Genomic DNA, 14,852 nt, shown 5'->3' with positions numbered 1-14,852 from the left:
AGGGTCGGTCTGGAAGGTATTAAGTCCTGAGGAAGGAAGAGCTACTTATCCTGTCACCCGGTCCGACCTGCTAGCACGCCCTTTTACGACACGGGCAGGGTGCCCTTCACCACTTTCCCGGTCGTAATGTGGGCGATAGACGACCCTTGGGGGCCTGGATGAGCCGCTTCATCGACGAAGTGATCAAGACCGCCCGGACGGCTTCGACCGGAATGGTCACCGGCGAGCCCGCGGCCACCGCCCGGACGAGCTGGTCCGAGCTGCACAGAACGGCGCGCCGGGTGGCCGGTGGGCTGGTCGAGGCGGGGATCCGGCCCGGCCGGGCGGTCGCGGTGCTGGCCGGGCTGCCGGTCGAGATCGCCCCGGTGGCGCAGGGCATCTGGCTGGCCGGCGGCAGCATGACGATGCTGCACCAGCCGACGCCGCGCACCGACCTCGACGCCTGGCGGCACGACACACTGCGTGTCCTGACGATGATCGACGCCCGGCTGGTGGTGGTGGGCGCGCCTTTCGAGCAGGTGGTTCCGGTGCTCACGGCGTACGGAATCAAGCATGTGATCGCGAGTGAGCTGACCGCCGGGCCGGACACCGAGCCGGTCGAGGTCGTCGAAGACGATGTTGCTCTGTTGCAGCTGACCAGCGGATCCACCGCCGAACCGAAGGGGGTGCGGATCACCCACCGCAACCTCTACGCCAACCTCGCCGACTCGCGTGATCACCTGGGTTGCGACGAGTCCGGGGTGATGGTGTCGTGGCTGCCGATGTTCCACGACATGGGCATGGTGGGCTGTCTGCTGCTGCCGATGATGACCGGGATGGAGCTGGTCAGCATGCGGCCGGCCGATTTCCTGAGCCGGCCGCTGCTGTGGGCCGAGCTGATGAGCCGTTACCACGGCACGATCACCACGGCGCCGAACTTCGCGTGGGCGGTGCTCAACCGGCAGCTGGCACGGGTGCCGGACGGTGAGCTCGACCTGTCCGCGCTGCGGGTCGCGGGCAATGGCGCCGAGCCGATCGATCCGGCGACGATGCTGCGTTTTGTCCAAAATGGGGCCCGGTTCGGACTGCGGCCGGAGGCGGTGAACTGCTGCTACGGCGCGGCGGAGAGCACGCTCGTCATCTCCATGTCGGAAATGTCGGACGCCATGCTCGTCGATCGGGTGGACGCCGCGGAACTGGAGCGTGGCCGGGCCGTGCCCGGTGACGGCCGGGAGATCCCCAAGCTCGGCCGGCCCTATCCGAGCGTCGAGGTGCGCGTCGTCGACGAGGACGGGAAGCTGCTCGGCGAACGCGAGGTCGGCCGGATCCAGCTGCGCGGCGAGTCGGTTACCGATGGTTATGTGACACCCGGCGGTTACCAGAGCGCGCGTGACGAGGCGGGCTGGCTGGACATCGGTGACGAGGGTTATCTCGTCGAGGACGGGCAGCTCGTGGTGTGCGGCCGGCGCAAGGACGTGATCATCATGGGCGGCCGGAACATCTATCCGACCGACATCGAGCGGGCGGCCGGCGGCGTCGAGGGTGTGCGCGAGGGCAACGTGGTCGCGGTGCGCCTGATGGCCGGCGAGGACCGGGCGCGCGAGTCGTTCGCGGTGATCGCCGAGTCGAAGCTGGCCGGTGACGAGGCCGCGGTCGCGGCGATCGTCAAGCAGGTCACGGCCCGGGTGGTCGCCGAGATCGACGTGCGGCCCGCGCAGGTGCGCGTCCTGCCACCCGGGTCGTTGCCGAAGACACCGTCCGGAAAGCTGCGCCGCAACGCGGCGCGAAACTTGCTCTAGACCCTGGGCAGGCCGGCGATGGCGGCCTCGACGGCGGCGGTGGACAGCTCGTGGTCCACCATGTCGCCGGCCAGGTAACGGCCGTAGGCCGGCAGGTCGAGGTGGCCGTGCCCGCACAGCGCGGTCAGGATCACCTTCTCCTCGCCGGTCTCCTTGCAGCGCAGCGCCTCCTCGATGCAGGCGGCCAGCGCGTGCGTCGGCTCGGGCGCCGGGATGATGCCCTCGGTGCGGGCGAAGGTCACGCCGGCCTCGAAGCACTCCTTCTGCGTCTTGGCCACCGCCTCCATCAGGCCGAGCTCGTAGACGTGCGAGATCAGCGGCGACATGCCGTGGTAACGCAGCCCGCCCGCGTGGATCGGGTCGGGGATGAAGTCGTGCCCGAGCGTGTGCATCTTCATCAGCGGCGTCATCCCGGCGGTGTCGCCGAAGTCGTACGCGTAGACGCCCTTGGTCAGCGACGGGCATGAGGCCGGCTCGACCGCGCGGATGATCGGGTCCATCGTGCCGGCCAGCTTCTCCCGCAGGAACGGGAACGCCAGCCCGCCGAAGTTGGAGCCGCCGCCGGTGCAGCCGACGATGACGTCCGGCTTCGCGCCCACCTTGGCCAGCTGGAGCAACGCCTCCTCGCCGATGATCGTCTGGTGCAGCAGCACGTGGTTGAGCACGCTGCCGAGCGCGTAGTTGGTGTCCGGGTTCTGCGCCGCGACCTCGACGGCCTCGCTGATCGCGATGCCCAGCGAGCCGGGGGAGTCGGGGTGCTCGGCGAGGATCTTGCGGCCGGCGTCGGTCAGGTTCGACGGCGACGGGTGGATCGTCCCGCCGAAGGTCTCGATCATGATCTTCCGGTACGGCTTCTGGTCGTACGACGCCCGGACCTGCCAGATCTCCACGTCCAGGCCGAACTGCGCGCCGGCGAACGCCAGGGCGGTGCCCCACTGGCCGGCGCCGGTCTCGGTGGTCAGCCGCCGGATGCCGGCCGCCGCGTTGTAGAAGGCCTGCGGCACGGCGGTGTTGGGCTTGTGCGAGCCGGCCGGCGAGACCCCCTCGTACTTGTAGTAGATCTTCGCCGGGGTGCCGAGAGCCTTCTCCAGGCGGTGCGCCCGGAAGAGCGGCGAGGGCCGCCACAGGCGGTAGACGTCGAGCACCTCCTCCGGGATCGGCACGTAACGCTCGGTGGTCACCTCCTGCTCGATGAGGGCCATCGGGAACAGGGGCGCGAGGTCGTCCGGCCCGACCGGCTGCAGGGTGCCGGGGTGCAGCACGGGCGGTGGCGGCGACGGCAGGTCCGGCACGAGGTTGTACCAGTTACGGGGCATTTCCGATTCGGACAGAAGGATCTTGGTGTCGGGCGTCATACGCCGATCATGTACCGCTCAGGCGCAGGACGGTGAGACTGTTCGCCTGCTTGTTGCTGACATATCCCCTGGTGCCGTCGGGCAGTACCGCGATCGAGGTGGGGAACTTGCCGGCCGGGAGCGTGGCGGTGACCGTCAGGGTGTCGGCCCGGATGACCGACACGGTGTCGCTGCCGCTGTTGACCACGTAGGCGTACCGGCCGTCGGGCGACCAGTGGATGTTCACCGGCCGCCGGCCCACCCGGATGGTCGCCCGCACCGTGTCGGTGGTGGTGTCGATCGCGCTGACCGTCTCGTCGTCCCAGTTCACGTTGACGACCAGCGGGCGGCGCGGATTCTGCTCGACGCTGTGCGGGGAGCGGCCGACCTTGATGTTCTTCAGCGGCTTCCCGGTGGCCGTGTCGACGACCGTGATCTCGTTCGACTCGTGGTCGGCGATGTACGCCCGTTTGCCGTCCACCGAGAACGAGACGTAGTGCGGCTCGGGCGGGACGGTGATCTCGCCGACCTGCGTCATCCGCTCGGTGTCGATCACGGTGACCGTGTGGCTGTCGTGGTTCGGCACGTAGAGCCGGCGGCCGTCCGGCGTGACCGCGGCGAGGAAGGGCCGGGTCCGTACGGTGATCGTCTTCTTGATGGTGTTGTCGATGGTGTCGAGGATGCTGACCGCGTGGATCTTGCCGCCGCGGCTGTCCCACAGGCTGACGTAGACGTAGCGGCCGTCGGGGGAGAAGGACAGGAACTGGGCCGGCCCGGGCACCTGGATCCCGGTCGTGATCACCCGGTTGGTGCTGGTGTCGAGCACCGAGACGGTCCGGTTGCCGTCGGCGATGTAGAGCCGGCGGCCGTCCGGGGAGGCGGCCACGTAGTTGGGCGCCGAGCCGAGCTTCACCGGCGTGTCGAGAGCCGGGACCGCGACCGCCACTGCCGCCACCGCCGCTGCCGTCACCGCCGGCGCCGTTGTCCTCACCGGCGCGGCGATCGGTGGCGGCTCGTTCTTCCGGGTCAGGAAGAAGAAGGTCCCGGCACCCAGCAGCAGCACGACGGCGATCCCCGCCCACCACCAGCGGCGCGAGTCCGATTTGTCGCCTGGGACCACGCGGGGCTCGGCCTGCGCCGGGGCCGGGGCGGGTGCCTTGACCGGCCGCCGGGCGGCGACGGTTGCGGCGCCGAGGGCCACCGCGTGCTTGGGATGCGCGTCCGACACGGTCGGCCGGCCGATCTCCTCGGTGATCATCCGCTCGATCAGCGGGATCTGGGACGAGCCACCGACCAGCAGTACGGCGGACAACTGGCGCACGTCGAGCCGGGCGGTGTGCACGGCGCGCACCAGGGTGCCGATGGTGGACTCGATCGGCGCGCGGATCATGCCCTCGAATTCGGGCCGGGTGAGCCGGGCGGCGAACTGCCGGTGCGGCAGCAGCACCGGGATCGTCGTCTCGGTGTCGGCCGAGAGCGCCTCCTTGGCCTGCACGCACTCCTGGCGCAGCTTCACCATGGCGGCCGCCGCCATCGGGTCGGACATGTCGAGCTCGGTCAGCGCCCCCTCGTACCGGTAGTTGATCCACTGCAGGATCGCCTCGTCGAAGTCGATGCCGCCGAGCCGCTCGATGCCGTCCGGGTCGCCCATCACCTCGACGATCCCGTTGCGTTTGCGCAGCACCGTGGCGTCGAAGGTGCCGCCGCCGAGGTCGTAGACCGCGAGGGTGTCGCCCTCGCCGAGCATCCGCGCCGCGCCGTAGTAGGCGGCCGCCGCCTCCGGCTCGGTCAGCACCACATGATCGGCGACGCCGGCCAGGTGCGGAACCTCCTCGAAGAGCTCCCGGCGGTAGGGCCCCCAGTTGGCCGGGCAGGTCAGCGCGACCCGGTCCGGCGGCCGGCCCTCGAGCCGGGTGACGGTGCCGAGCACGTCGCGCAGTTGCTCGGCCATCAGCGCGGTCACCTGCAGCGGGACGCCGCCGAGGACGACCGGGGTGGGATCGCCGAGACGCCGCTTGAACGCCCGCTCCACCCGGTCGGGATGGCTCAGCGCCCGCCGCTCGGCCGCTTCGCCGAAGACCAGCCGCTCGTCCTCGGCCAGGCAGACGATCGCCGGGCTGATCACGTTCTGGTTGCTCAGCGTGCACATCTCGGTGCGGCCGTCCCGCGCCACGGCGGCGGCCACGAAGGTGGTGCCGAGATCAACACCAAGTTCGTATGCCACCGGCACAGTCTCGGGCAGCGCATCGGCGTTGGCGAGCGATTCAACCCGTACGGGTAGGGTTTGCCCCGGTGACGTCAGCGTCGTCGGCCCCACCCTCCCGTGGGGACTGCCGGGCTGCCGCCGGACACCCGGACGGTGGAGATAACCGTCCGGCCGGACGACAACGGCTTGGCACTCGATCCGGCCCCTGCCGATACTGGCCGGGCCGTCGTCGTCCGGGACCGGATCCGCCGTCGGCAATCCCACAGTCGACGTTTCCGCGGGAGGCAGAATGACGGTGCGGATTCCGTGCGGGTAGCCCTCGCCGAGGACGGCGCGCTGTTCCGCGAGGGCCTGGTCATGCTCCTCGAAGCGGCCGGGCACGAGGTGGTCGGCTGCGCCGAGGACGGCAACGCCCTGGTCGACCTGCTCGCGGCCGGGCCCGGGGCGACCGCCGACGTCGCGATCCTGGACATCCGGATGCCGCCCGAACCGGACGGTGGACTGTCCACGGCGGAACGGCTGCGTACCGCGTACCCCAATCTGGGTCTGCTGTTTCTCTCGCACTATGCCGAGGCGCATTACCTCATGCGGGTGCTGCAGATCCGGACCGAGTCGATCGGCTACCGGCTCAAGGAGAAGGTCGGCAGCGTCGCCGTCCTCAGCGACACCCTCGACCGGATCCGGGCCGGCGAGATCGTCATCGAGCCGCAGCTGGCCAGGCGCCTGGTCGACCGGCCGACCGGCAACCGCCGCGACGTCGTGGCCTCGCTGTCGGCACGGGAGCTCGAGGTGCTGGGCCTGATGGCCGAGGGCCGGTCCAACGGCGGCATCGCCGGGCAGCTCGTGGTCTCGCCGAAGGCGGTCGAGAAACACATCGCCAACATCTTCACCAAGCTCGGGCTGCCGGCCGACGCCGCCGAGCATCACCGCCGCGTGCTGGCCGTCCTGACCTATCTGAGGTCGCACCAGGATGGCGCCTAAGCTGCTGCTCGCCGCGGCGATGTTCGCGCTGCTCACCCTCGTCGCCGGCGGGACCGGCCGGCTCGGGCTGCCCGGCCCGGTCGTGGTGGTGCTGCCGGTCGCGGCCGCCGCCGTGCTCTATCCGCGGTTGCGCCACGCGATCGAGCGGCTGACCCGCTACCGCGAGGTCACGCCCTACTCGGCGCTGGCGGACGCCGCCCAGCGGCTGCGGTCCCCCTCGCCGGCGGAGGCGCTGCCCGGCCTGGCCCGGGTCCTCGCCGAGGGCACCCGGGCCCGGCGCGCGGCGGTCTGGCTCGCGGTCGGCGACCGCCTGGTCGCCACCGCGTCGTTTCCTCCCCCGGTTCGTTCCCCGGTTCCTTCCCCGGGCGAGCCGGACACCGCGGCGAACCTTGCGGTGCTGCTCGGCCGCCCCGGCATCGGCCACGTCGTCCCGGTGCTCGACGGCATCGAGCTGCGCGCCGTGCTGTCGATCGAGAAACCCGAGCTGCCGATCACGCCGGGTGACCGGGTGCTGATGCAGGACGTCGCCAACGGCGCCGCCTTACTCCTGCGCACGGTGGCGCTCAATGCCGAGCTGACCGAGCGGGTACGCCGGGCCGACCAGCTCGCCGACGAACTGCGGGCCTCCCGGCGGCGGCTGGCCCAGGCCCGTGAGGTGGAGCGGCAGCGGCTGCGCAACGAACTGTCCCGGGCCACCTCGGGGCGGCTGGCCGCGCTGCGCGAGCACGTGACGGTGGCCCGCGCCGGGCTCGACGGCGCCGCGCTGGTTCACGCCCGGACCGAACTGGACGAGCTGCTCGACCGCTTCCGGGTGATCGCCCGCGGGGTCTACCCGGCGGTGCTGCGCAGCCAGGGCCTGGGCGCGGCCCTCGCCGAGCTCGCCGCCGACCTGCGCCGGCCGGTCCGGCTCGACGGCGAGCTGGGGCTCCGGCTGGCCTGGGAGATCGAGTCCGCCGTCTACCAGGTCACCGCGGCGGCGCTGGTGGTGCTGGCCTCCCCGACGGCCTCCCCGACGGCCTCGCCGACGGCCTCCCCGACGGCCTCCCCGACGGCCTCCCCGACGGCCTCGCCGACGGCCTCCCCGACGGCCTCGCCGACGGCCTCCCCGACGGCCGATTGCTTGCCGCCGGCCGAGCTGCTGGTGCGGCTCACCTCGGGCGAGGGCCGGGTGCGGGTGGTGGTCGAGGATCCGTCGCCGCCGGTGAACGCGGAGCAGATCCGGGCGGTGCTGGTGGACGACGGCGAACGGCTCGCGGCACTCGGCGGGAACCTCGACTGCGACGACCGGTCCGGGCTGCGGCTCCAGGCGTGGCTGCCGGACCGGCTCGACGCGGAGCTCCTGCCGTGAGTCGCCTGCTGGGTCTCGCGCTGCTCCTCACCGGGCTGGGCGATCTCTGGATCCCGGCGCAGGTGGCCGCGTTCGCCGCCTTCACGGTCGCGCTGCTCGGCTACCCGCAGGGCACGCCGGGCCGCGGCGAATTGCTGGCGGCCGGCGGTGGCGCCGCCGTGCTCGGCGCGGTCACCGTGACGGTGCTGCCGGACCTGAGTCACCCGCTGCTCTTCGGGGTCGCGCTGCCGGCGGTCGGGCTGCTGCTGCTCCGGCAGCGGGGGCGGGACGACCTGACGGCGGCCGGGCGCGCCCGGGTGCGGCTGCTCTTCGCGGTCGTCGCCGGCACCGCCGCCGCCGGGTCGGTGCTGCTGCTGGCCGGGGTCGTCCTGCTCGACCCGGCGCCGCTGCGCTGGCTCAGCCACCTCGGCCCGGCCGCCATCGCGGCCGGGCCACTCGCCACCCCGCGCCGGCTTCGCCCCGTCCTGCTGGTCGTGCTGGTCACCGCGTTGCTCGGCGGGCCGTTCTTCGTCCTGCTCAGCCTGGCCGGGGTTCTCCCGGCCGCGATCACCGCGGCGCTCCTGCTGACCTTCGCCTACCGGTTCGTCGAACGCTGGGTGGACCATCTGCTCCACGGGCGCCGGCCGACGCCGTACAGCGTGCTCGCCGGCATCGGCGCGATGTCGCAGGTGGACCGGGCCGACGCGCCCGACCTGGCGCGGATCGCCGAGGCGGTGGGCCGAGGACTGGGCACCCGGGTCTGCCGGCTGACCGTCCACCGCGCCGATCGTCCCGACCGCACCTACGCCTGGCCGGACGGCGGCGCCGGCGAGACCGACGTGCTCACGCTGCCGATCGCCCGCGGCGACGAGCGGTTCGGGTCGATCACCGTGGACCGGGCGACCGGCCATCGCCACCGGCTCGTCGCGGACGTCGCCGACAGCCTCGTGCCGGTGCTGGAGGCGCACCGGCTCGGCATCGAGCTGGAACGGCAACTGCGGGCGGTCCGGGCCCACGCGGCCGACATCGCCGGATCACGCCGCCGGCTGGTGGCCGAGATGGACGCCGAACGCCGGCGCATCGAACGGGACCTGCACGACGGCGCGCAGCACCAGCTGGTCTCGCTGCGGTTGTCGCTCGGCCTGGCCGAGCACCGGCTCAGCACCGGGAGCAGCGCGGACGCGGTGGCCGCGCTGGACCGGGTCAGCCGCCAGATCGACGATGCGGAGGACATCCTGGCGCGTACGGCCACCGGCGTCAGTTCCCCGCTGCTGGCGCAGGAAGGGCTGGTCGCGGCGTTGCGGGCCGAACTCGGCGGCATCGTCACGGCCGCCGGGATGCCGGCCGGGCGGCGGTTCCCGGCGAACCTCGAAGCGGCCGTCTGGTTCTGCTGCCTCGAAGCCGCCGGCAACGCCCGCAAGCACGCGCCGGGCGCGGCGGTGCGGGTCGCGCTGACCTGCGGGCCGGACCGTCTCGCCTTCGGCGTCCACGACGACGGACCGGGGTTCGACATGGGCGCGGCCACCGGAACGGCAGGCCGGGGCATGCGCAACGTGCTGGCCCGCCTGTCCGCCGTCGGCGGCGCGGTGTCGGTGCGCTCCGAACCGGGCGCGGGCACCCGCGTCGACGGCTGGGTGCCGCTGCCCACCCCGACCGACCACGCGCTGGTCATCACGGCCCGAGAGGCAATCGAAGAGGCCCTGATCCAGTACGCCGAGACCGCACCCACCATCGCCGCGCCGACTGTTCCCGCGCCGGCCGTTCCCGCGCCTGCCGTTCCCGCGCCTGCCGTTCCCGCGCCTGCCGTTCCCGCGCCTGCCGTTCCCGCGCCTGCCGTTCCCGCGCCGGCTGGTCCCGGTCCTGCCGCTCCCGGTCCAGCGGGTTCCGGGCCTGCGGGTTCCGGGCCTGCGGGTTCCGGGCCTGCGGGTTCCGGCCTTGCGGGTTCCGGGCCTGCGGGTTCCGGCCCTGCCGGTTTCGGCTTCGAGGGTTCCGTGCCCGTGGAGAAGTTGCGGGGGATCCGGGCCGGGCTGCGGGAGGTGCCGGCCGAGCGCCGGGCCGCGGTGCGGGCCGCTTGGGCGGCGCTGCGGACGCTCGACGAGCTGGTCCGCGCCGAACCGCCGGCGACCGGCGGCGAGGTGCTGCTGCACCGGCTGGACCGGATCCGGTCGGGCACGCACGAACTGGCCGAGGTGGACGCGATCGACGCGCTGCGCTCAGGCGCCGGCGACTTCGATGCCGCCCTCGCCGAGGCGGCCGCCCGGCTGCTCGGCGAGACCGGTGCGGACGCCCGCAGCCGCCTCGGCCTCGACCCGGGCACCGAGCCGCCGGCGGTGGCTGCCGCCGCCGAACAGGCGCTGGTGGCCTGGCGCCGGCGGGCCGTGCAACCGGGCGTATCACCGGGCGCCCGGGAACTCGCCACGACGATCGTCCGCTCGTGTGAGCAGCTCCTTCAGGCCGGCTGAGCCCGTTGAAGAGCCGGCTGGCCCGGGGCTGTGGCGGCAGGACCGGCTACGCAGCCTGCTGCGCCTGCGGCAGCATCAGCGGCTGCGTCGCCGGCTCGGGCTGGGTTGCGCGCTGCAGGAGTTCGCGGACCGACTCGAGGTCCGCGTCGATCTCGTGCACCGCGCGCTCCGGATCGCGGGCGTCCTCGGCGAGCGCGTTCGCCTCGGCGGCGGCCGCGGCCAACCGGCGGGTCTCGCGGCCGACCGCCTCGCCGGTTGCGGCGTGCAGTTGCTGGTCCACGGTTCGCAGGCCGTCGCGTACCTGCTTGGTGACGGCCATCCGGAAGGCGTCGACCGTCGACCGCAGGCCGCCGACCGTCTCGCTGGTGCGCCGGCTGATCTGCCGCTGGCGTTCGGCGGCGAACGCGGCGCCACCCATCGCGAACGCGCCGGTGACGGCCGCCGCCACGATCAGCCACAGCGGCAGCCGGAGGCCGAAGAGCCGGGGGAGGACGAGGGCGATCATCATGCCGCTGTAGGTGGGCATGAGGATGCCGAGCAGCCGGGCCGCCAGCGGCGTGCGCTCGGCCGGGACCGGGCGGCGGTGCAGCCGGGACACCAGGTCGGCCGGCGGTTCGAGCGGGATCGACGGCGGGCGCACCACGACGATCGGCCGGAGCGCGCCGGCCACCCCGGCCGCCGCCTCATGAAGTGTCCGGTAGCTCGCCTCGGCCTCGGTCACCAGCCGCTCGTCCAGCCACTGTTCGAAGTTCGCGTCGCGCTTGGCGATCACCGCGGTGCCGTCGTCGACCAGGCGCTGCATCCGGCTCTGCACGGCGTACTCGACATCGGAGCTCGCGGCGGACAGCGCCTCACCCAGCAGGCGTGGCCAGGCCGCCGCGTCCTCCTCGAAACGGCGTAGCCGTTTTTCGCCGTGCCGGGTCTCGGCGGCGAGCCGGGCGCCGCGGCCCGGTTCGCACCGGGCGGCGCGCCGGGCCCGGAGGTCGACCTCCAGTGATCGCAGCGCCCGCACGACCGTGCCGGCGTCGGCGGACGGCCGCAGCCGGCGGACCAGATCGGGCCGCTCGTTGGCCTCGGCCCCTTGGCGTACCAGGTCGACGAGCTCGGTCGAGACGGTCATCGCACACCTCCGGGTGGAAGGGTGGCCGCCGGTTCCGCCGGCGGCCACCGGTCCGTGCATGGTCAGTGGACGATGATGATCTGGTCGTGGCCGTGACCCCAGTCGCCGCCGTGGCAACCGTGCCCGTAGTCGTCGTTGTTGTCGTGACCCCGCCAGCCGTCGTCCCACCGGTGCTCGTCGTGGTGGTTCGGGTGGTGGTGGCCGCCGTGGTGCTCGTGCCGGTTGTGGTCGTAGTCGTGGCCGTGCCGGTGCTGGGAGTGGGTGCTGTGCCACATGGTCTTCGTCCTGTCTGTCGGGGTGTTCTTCCTGCTGACAGGACTAATACTTCCGTTTCACCGGCCCGCGTTCGATCGTGCTGACCCCCGGATCGGCACAGCCCGTCCCCCGGTGTCGTCCCCCCGCCCCGGGGTAGGGCAGGCCCCAGCTACAGGCCGTACGTCTTGCCGATGATGTCGCGCTGGATCTCGCTCGTGCCGCCGTAGACCGTCGACACCAGGGCCGCGCGGACGTGGCGTTCCATGTCGTACTCCGTGGCGTAGCCGTAGCCGCCCATCATCTGCATGCCGGCCAGGGCCATCTCGCGGGCCACCTCGGTGGTCTTGAGCTTGACCATCGAGCTCTCCCGGGGCAGCACCCGCGACGGGTCGCGGTCGACCAGCTCGGCGGTGCGGTAGACGAGCAGCTTGCAGCACTCGATCTCGGTGGCCAGGTCGGCGATGCGGTGCCGCAGGACCTGGAAGGTGCCGACCGGCCGGCCGAACTGCTTTCGGTCCTTGACGTACGCCAGGACGTCGTCGAAGGCACGCCGGGCCGTGCCGAGCATCAGGGCGGCGAGGATCAGCCGCTCGACGTTGAGACCGGCCATGAGCTGCTTCCAGCCCGCCCCGACCTCACCCACGACCGCGTCCGCGGGGACGACACAGTCGGTGAACCAGAGGTCGTTGACCTCCTTGCCGCCCATCGTGTCGATGCCGCTGATCCGCAGGCCGGGGCTGTCGGCCGGCACCAGCAGCATGGTGAGGCCGGCGTGTTCGCCCGGCACTCCGCCGGTGCGGGCGACCAGCAGGATCGCGTCGGCGAAGTGGGCGTTGGAGCACCAGGTCTTCTGCCCGTTGATCACATAGCCGTCGTTTTTGAAAGAGGCACGGCAGGCCAGGGCGGCCACGTCGGAGCCGGCCTCCGGCTCGGACATGGCGATCGAGAACGTACGCCCGGCGGCCGTTCCGCCGACCACGGCCTTCTGCTGCTCGGCGGAGCCGAAGCGGCTCACCGCGCCGGCCACGATGGACGAGGTGGCGAAACCGCCGATGGGGGCCTGCCCGTACGCCGTCTCCTCGAGGAACAGGCACATGTCGACCATGCTGCTCTCGACCACCTCGAGCCAGCCCAGGTCGGCCATCTTCTGGTAGAGGCCCTGGTGGTGCTTGTGCAGGCCGTTCTCGGTGAGGGCGTCGCGCTGCGATCGGGTGCCGGTCTCGCGCTTGCAGAAGTCGGCGACGGCGTTCGCGAAGTCGCGCTGCTCGTCGGTGCGATCAAGATCCATGTCAATCCCTTCCCGGGGTTGTCCTAGGGATTGCCGCGAACGTAGCATATCAAATATCAAATCTGGGAGGCGTCAATGCAAGCCGTCCTCAAAGCCCGGCAAGCCGCCGTCTGGTGGGCCGGCCTGGAGTTTCGCGAGCGCCGCGCGCACCTGCTGAACTGGAAACGAGTCATCGCCGCCCGCTCCGACGAGCTGGCCGCCGTCATTCACGAAGAGACCGGCAAGCCGATCGGCGACGCGTTGCTCGAGATCATGCTGGCCGTCGAGCACCTCGACTGGGCCGCCCGCAACGCCTCGCGCGTGCTGCGGCGGCGCCGGGTCCGGTCCGGCCTGCTCGCCGCGGACCAGGGCGCGGCCCTCGAATACCGGCCGCTCGGCGTGATCGGCGTGATCGGGCCGTGGAACTATCCGGTCTACACCCCGCTCGGCTCGGTCTCCTACGCCCTCGCCGCCGGAAACGCCGTGGTGTTCAAGCCGAGCGAGCACACCCCGCGCACGGGGGAGTGGCTGGCCTCGGCGTGGCGGGACGCCGTCGGGCATCCGGTTCTGCAGGTCGTCACCGGCGACGGCGCGGCCGGTGCGGCGCTGGTCGAGGCGGGCGTCGACAAGATCGCCTTCACCGGCTCGGCGGCTACCGGGCGCACGGTCATGGCGGCCTGCGCGCGGAGCCTCACCCCGGTGGTGATCGAGGGCGGCGGCAAGGACGCGATGATCGTCGCGGCCGACGCGGATCTCGATGCCGCCGCCAAGGCGGCGGCCTTCGGCGGGTTCGGCAACGCGGGCCAGACCTGCGCCGGGGTCGAGAGGGTGTATGTCGAACGCAGCGTCTACCCGGATTTCCTGGCCCGCCTCGCGGCGATCGCCGAGAACATCCAACCCGGAGACGACGGCCCGTACGGGCGGATGACCGTCCCCGCCCAGGTCGACATCGTCCGGGGCCACGTCGACGACGCCCTCGCCCGCGGTGGAAAGAAAGTGGTCGGCGGACCCGAGTCGATCAAGCCGCCGTACGTCTTCCCGGTCGTCCTCGCCGAGGTTCCCGAGGACAGCTCCGCGATGACCGACGAGACCTTCGGGCCGACCGTCGTGGTCAACCCGGTCGACTCGCTCGACGAGGCGGTGAGCCTGGCCAACTCGTCCCGCTACGGCCTGGCCGCGTCGATCTTCTCGGCCGATCGCCCTCGTGCGCTGACGATCGCCCGCCGGCTCCGGACCGGGGCCGCCTCGATCAACTCGGTGCTCGGGTTCGCCGGGGTTCCGGCGCTGCCGTTCGGCGGGGTCGGCGACTCCGGTTTCGGCCGGGTGCACGGCGCGGACGGGCTACGCGAGTTCAGCCGGCCGCAGTCGGTGACGTGGCGCCGCCTCAAGGCGCCGATGGACGTCATGAGCCTGTCGCGCGACCCCGCCGTACTGGATCGCGCGGTTCGGATCTTCAAGATGCGCCACGCGCGCGGGGCTATGCCCAGATCCCAAGATCATCGAGATGCTTGATCAGCAGGTCGGCGCCGTCCGTGAAATGCCGGGTCATGACGGCGCGGGCGGCGCCGGGGTCACGCGCCGTGAAGGCGGCCAGCAACTCCTGGTGATCCTGCTTCATGCCGCCTCGCCACCGAGCGTCACTGGAGTAGAACCGCACCGGCGTGTAACGCGTCGCCGTGTGCAGGAACCAGCTCAGCTTGCGGGCGTCCGCGATCCGGTTGATCGTGCGGTGGAACGCGAACTCGAGACGCTCGACCTCATCGGCCGGCCTGGCCCGCTGCAGCGCCCGGTCGGCGAGGGTCAGCTCGTCCAGTTGACCGTCGGTGATCACGCCGGCGACCCGCGCGGCCAGCTCGCCGGCGATGTCGCCCTGCAACTGGAACAGGTCGTGCACGTCCTGCTTGGAGAGCGGCGAGACGACGTACCCCTTGCGGGGTTGCAGTTCCACCATGTCCTCGCCGCGCAGCGTCAGCAGGGCCTCGCGCACCGGCGTGATGCTCACCTCGAGCTGCGCCGCGACCTCCTCGAGACGGATCCGGGCGCCGGGCCGCAGCTCGCCGGACATGATCCGGGCGCGCAGCGCCGCGGCAACTTCGTCGGAGAGCTGGGGTCGCATAGGACC

The 14,852-nt window shown here is 72.2% G+C and carries 11 protein-coding genes; 5 read left to right on the top strand and 6 right to left on the bottom strand.

Annotation, left to right across the window (positions count from 1 at the left end; genetic code table 11):
• The first annotated feature begins 158 nt into the window (after positions 1–158).
• Positions 159–1,778 (top strand): fatty acyl-AMP ligase, encoded by a 1,620-nt coding sequence (locus AB0E90_RS02675; RefSeq protein WP_360398231.1) that lies wholly within the window; start codon positions 159–161, stop codon positions 1,776–1,778.
• Here AB0E90_RS02675 and AB0E90_RS02670 read toward each other — a convergent pair.
• Complete coding sequence (locus tag AB0E90_RS02670; RefSeq protein WP_360398229.1) at positions 1,775–3,133, bottom strand: TrpB-like pyridoxal phosphate-dependent enzyme; 1,359 nt, start codon at positions 3,131–3,133, stop codon at positions 1,775–1,777. The two genes, AB0E90_RS02675 and AB0E90_RS02670, sit on opposite strands and share 4 nt — an antisense overlap.
• 7 nt (positions 3,134–3,140) lie before the next feature.
• Positions 3,141–5,336 carry an Hsp70 family protein gene (locus AB0E90_RS02665; protein WP_360398227.1) on the bottom strand — a complete coding sequence of 732 codons (2,196 nt, stop codon included), beginning with the start codon at positions 5,334–5,336 and terminating at the stop codon, positions 3,141–3,143.
• Positions 5,337–5,624: 288 nt separating this feature from the next.
• On the opposite strand from AB0E90_RS02665, the gene AB0E90_RS02660 reads away from it, so the two are divergent.
• Genes AB0E90_RS02660 through AB0E90_RS02650 form a run of 3 tightly spaced genes read left to right on the top strand, consistent with a single transcriptional unit; the run spans position 5,625 to position 10,088 of the window.
• Positions 5,625–6,299 carry a response regulator transcription factor gene (locus tag AB0E90_RS02660; RefSeq protein ID WP_360398225.1) on the top strand — a complete coding sequence of 225 codons (675 nt, stop codon included), beginning with the start codon at positions 5,625–5,627 and terminating at the stop codon, positions 6,297–6,299.
• Positions 6,289–7,647 (top strand): PT domain-containing protein, encoded by a 1,359-nt coding sequence (locus AB0E90_RS02655; RefSeq protein WP_360398223.1) that lies wholly within the window; start codon positions 6,289–6,291, stop codon positions 7,645–7,647. Before AB0E90_RS02660 ends, AB0E90_RS02655 begins: the two co-directional genes overlap by 11 nt.
• Positions 7,644–10,088: a histidine kinase gene (locus AB0E90_RS02650; RefSeq protein ID WP_360398221.1), complete on the top strand. Its 2,445-nt coding sequence runs from the start codon at positions 7,644–7,646 to the stop codon at positions 10,086–10,088. Before AB0E90_RS02655 ends, AB0E90_RS02650 begins: the two co-directional genes overlap by 4 nt.
• Positions 10,089–10,134: 46 nt before the next feature.
• Here the strand turns inward: AB0E90_RS02650 and AB0E90_RS02645 are convergent, their stop codons facing one another.
• From AB0E90_RS02645 to AB0E90_RS02635, 3 genes are all read right to left on the bottom strand, one after another.
• On the bottom strand, positions 10,135–11,208 hold the full coding sequence (locus AB0E90_RS02645) for a hypothetical protein (RefSeq protein ID WP_360398219.1): 1,074 nt from the start codon (positions 11,206–11,208) through the stop codon (positions 10,135–10,137).
• A 62-nt stretch (positions 11,209–11,270) separates the two neighbouring features.
• Positions 11,271–11,483, bottom strand: a complete 213-nt coding sequence (locus tag AB0E90_RS02640; protein WP_360398217.1) for a hypothetical protein — start codon at positions 11,481–11,483, stop codon at positions 11,271–11,273.
• A 149-nt stretch (positions 11,484–11,632) separates the two neighbouring features.
• Positions 11,633–12,751 carry an acyl-CoA dehydrogenase family protein gene (locus AB0E90_RS02635; RefSeq protein ID WP_360398215.1) on the bottom strand — a complete coding sequence of 373 codons (1,119 nt, stop codon included), beginning with the start codon at positions 12,749–12,751 and terminating at the stop codon, positions 11,633–11,635.
• A 75-nt stretch (positions 12,752–12,826) separates the two neighbouring features.
• Here AB0E90_RS02635 and AB0E90_RS02630 point away from each other — a divergent pair, with 75 nt between their 5' ends.
• Entirely contained in the window at positions 12,827–14,242 is a 1,416-nt protein-coding gene (locus AB0E90_RS02630; protein ID WP_360398213.1) for an aldehyde dehydrogenase family protein, read from the top strand.
• Here the strand turns inward: AB0E90_RS02630 and AB0E90_RS02625 are convergent.
• Complete coding sequence (locus AB0E90_RS02625; protein ID WP_360398211.1) at positions 14,208–14,846, bottom strand: GntR family transcriptional regulator; 639 nt, start codon at positions 14,844–14,846, stop codon at positions 14,208–14,210. The genes AB0E90_RS02630 and AB0E90_RS02625 overlap by 35 nt on opposite strands.
• Between the last annotated feature and the right edge of the window lie 6 nt (positions 14,847–14,852).

Origin of the sequence: Actinoplanes sp. NPDC026619 (assembly GCF_040638295.1) — a bacterium.
GTDB lineage: Bacteria > Actinomycetota > Actinomycetes > Mycobacteriales > Micromonosporaceae > Actinoplanes.
Note: the sequence above shows the minus strand (reverse complement) of the source record. Positions and strands in the feature narration are given on the sequence as shown.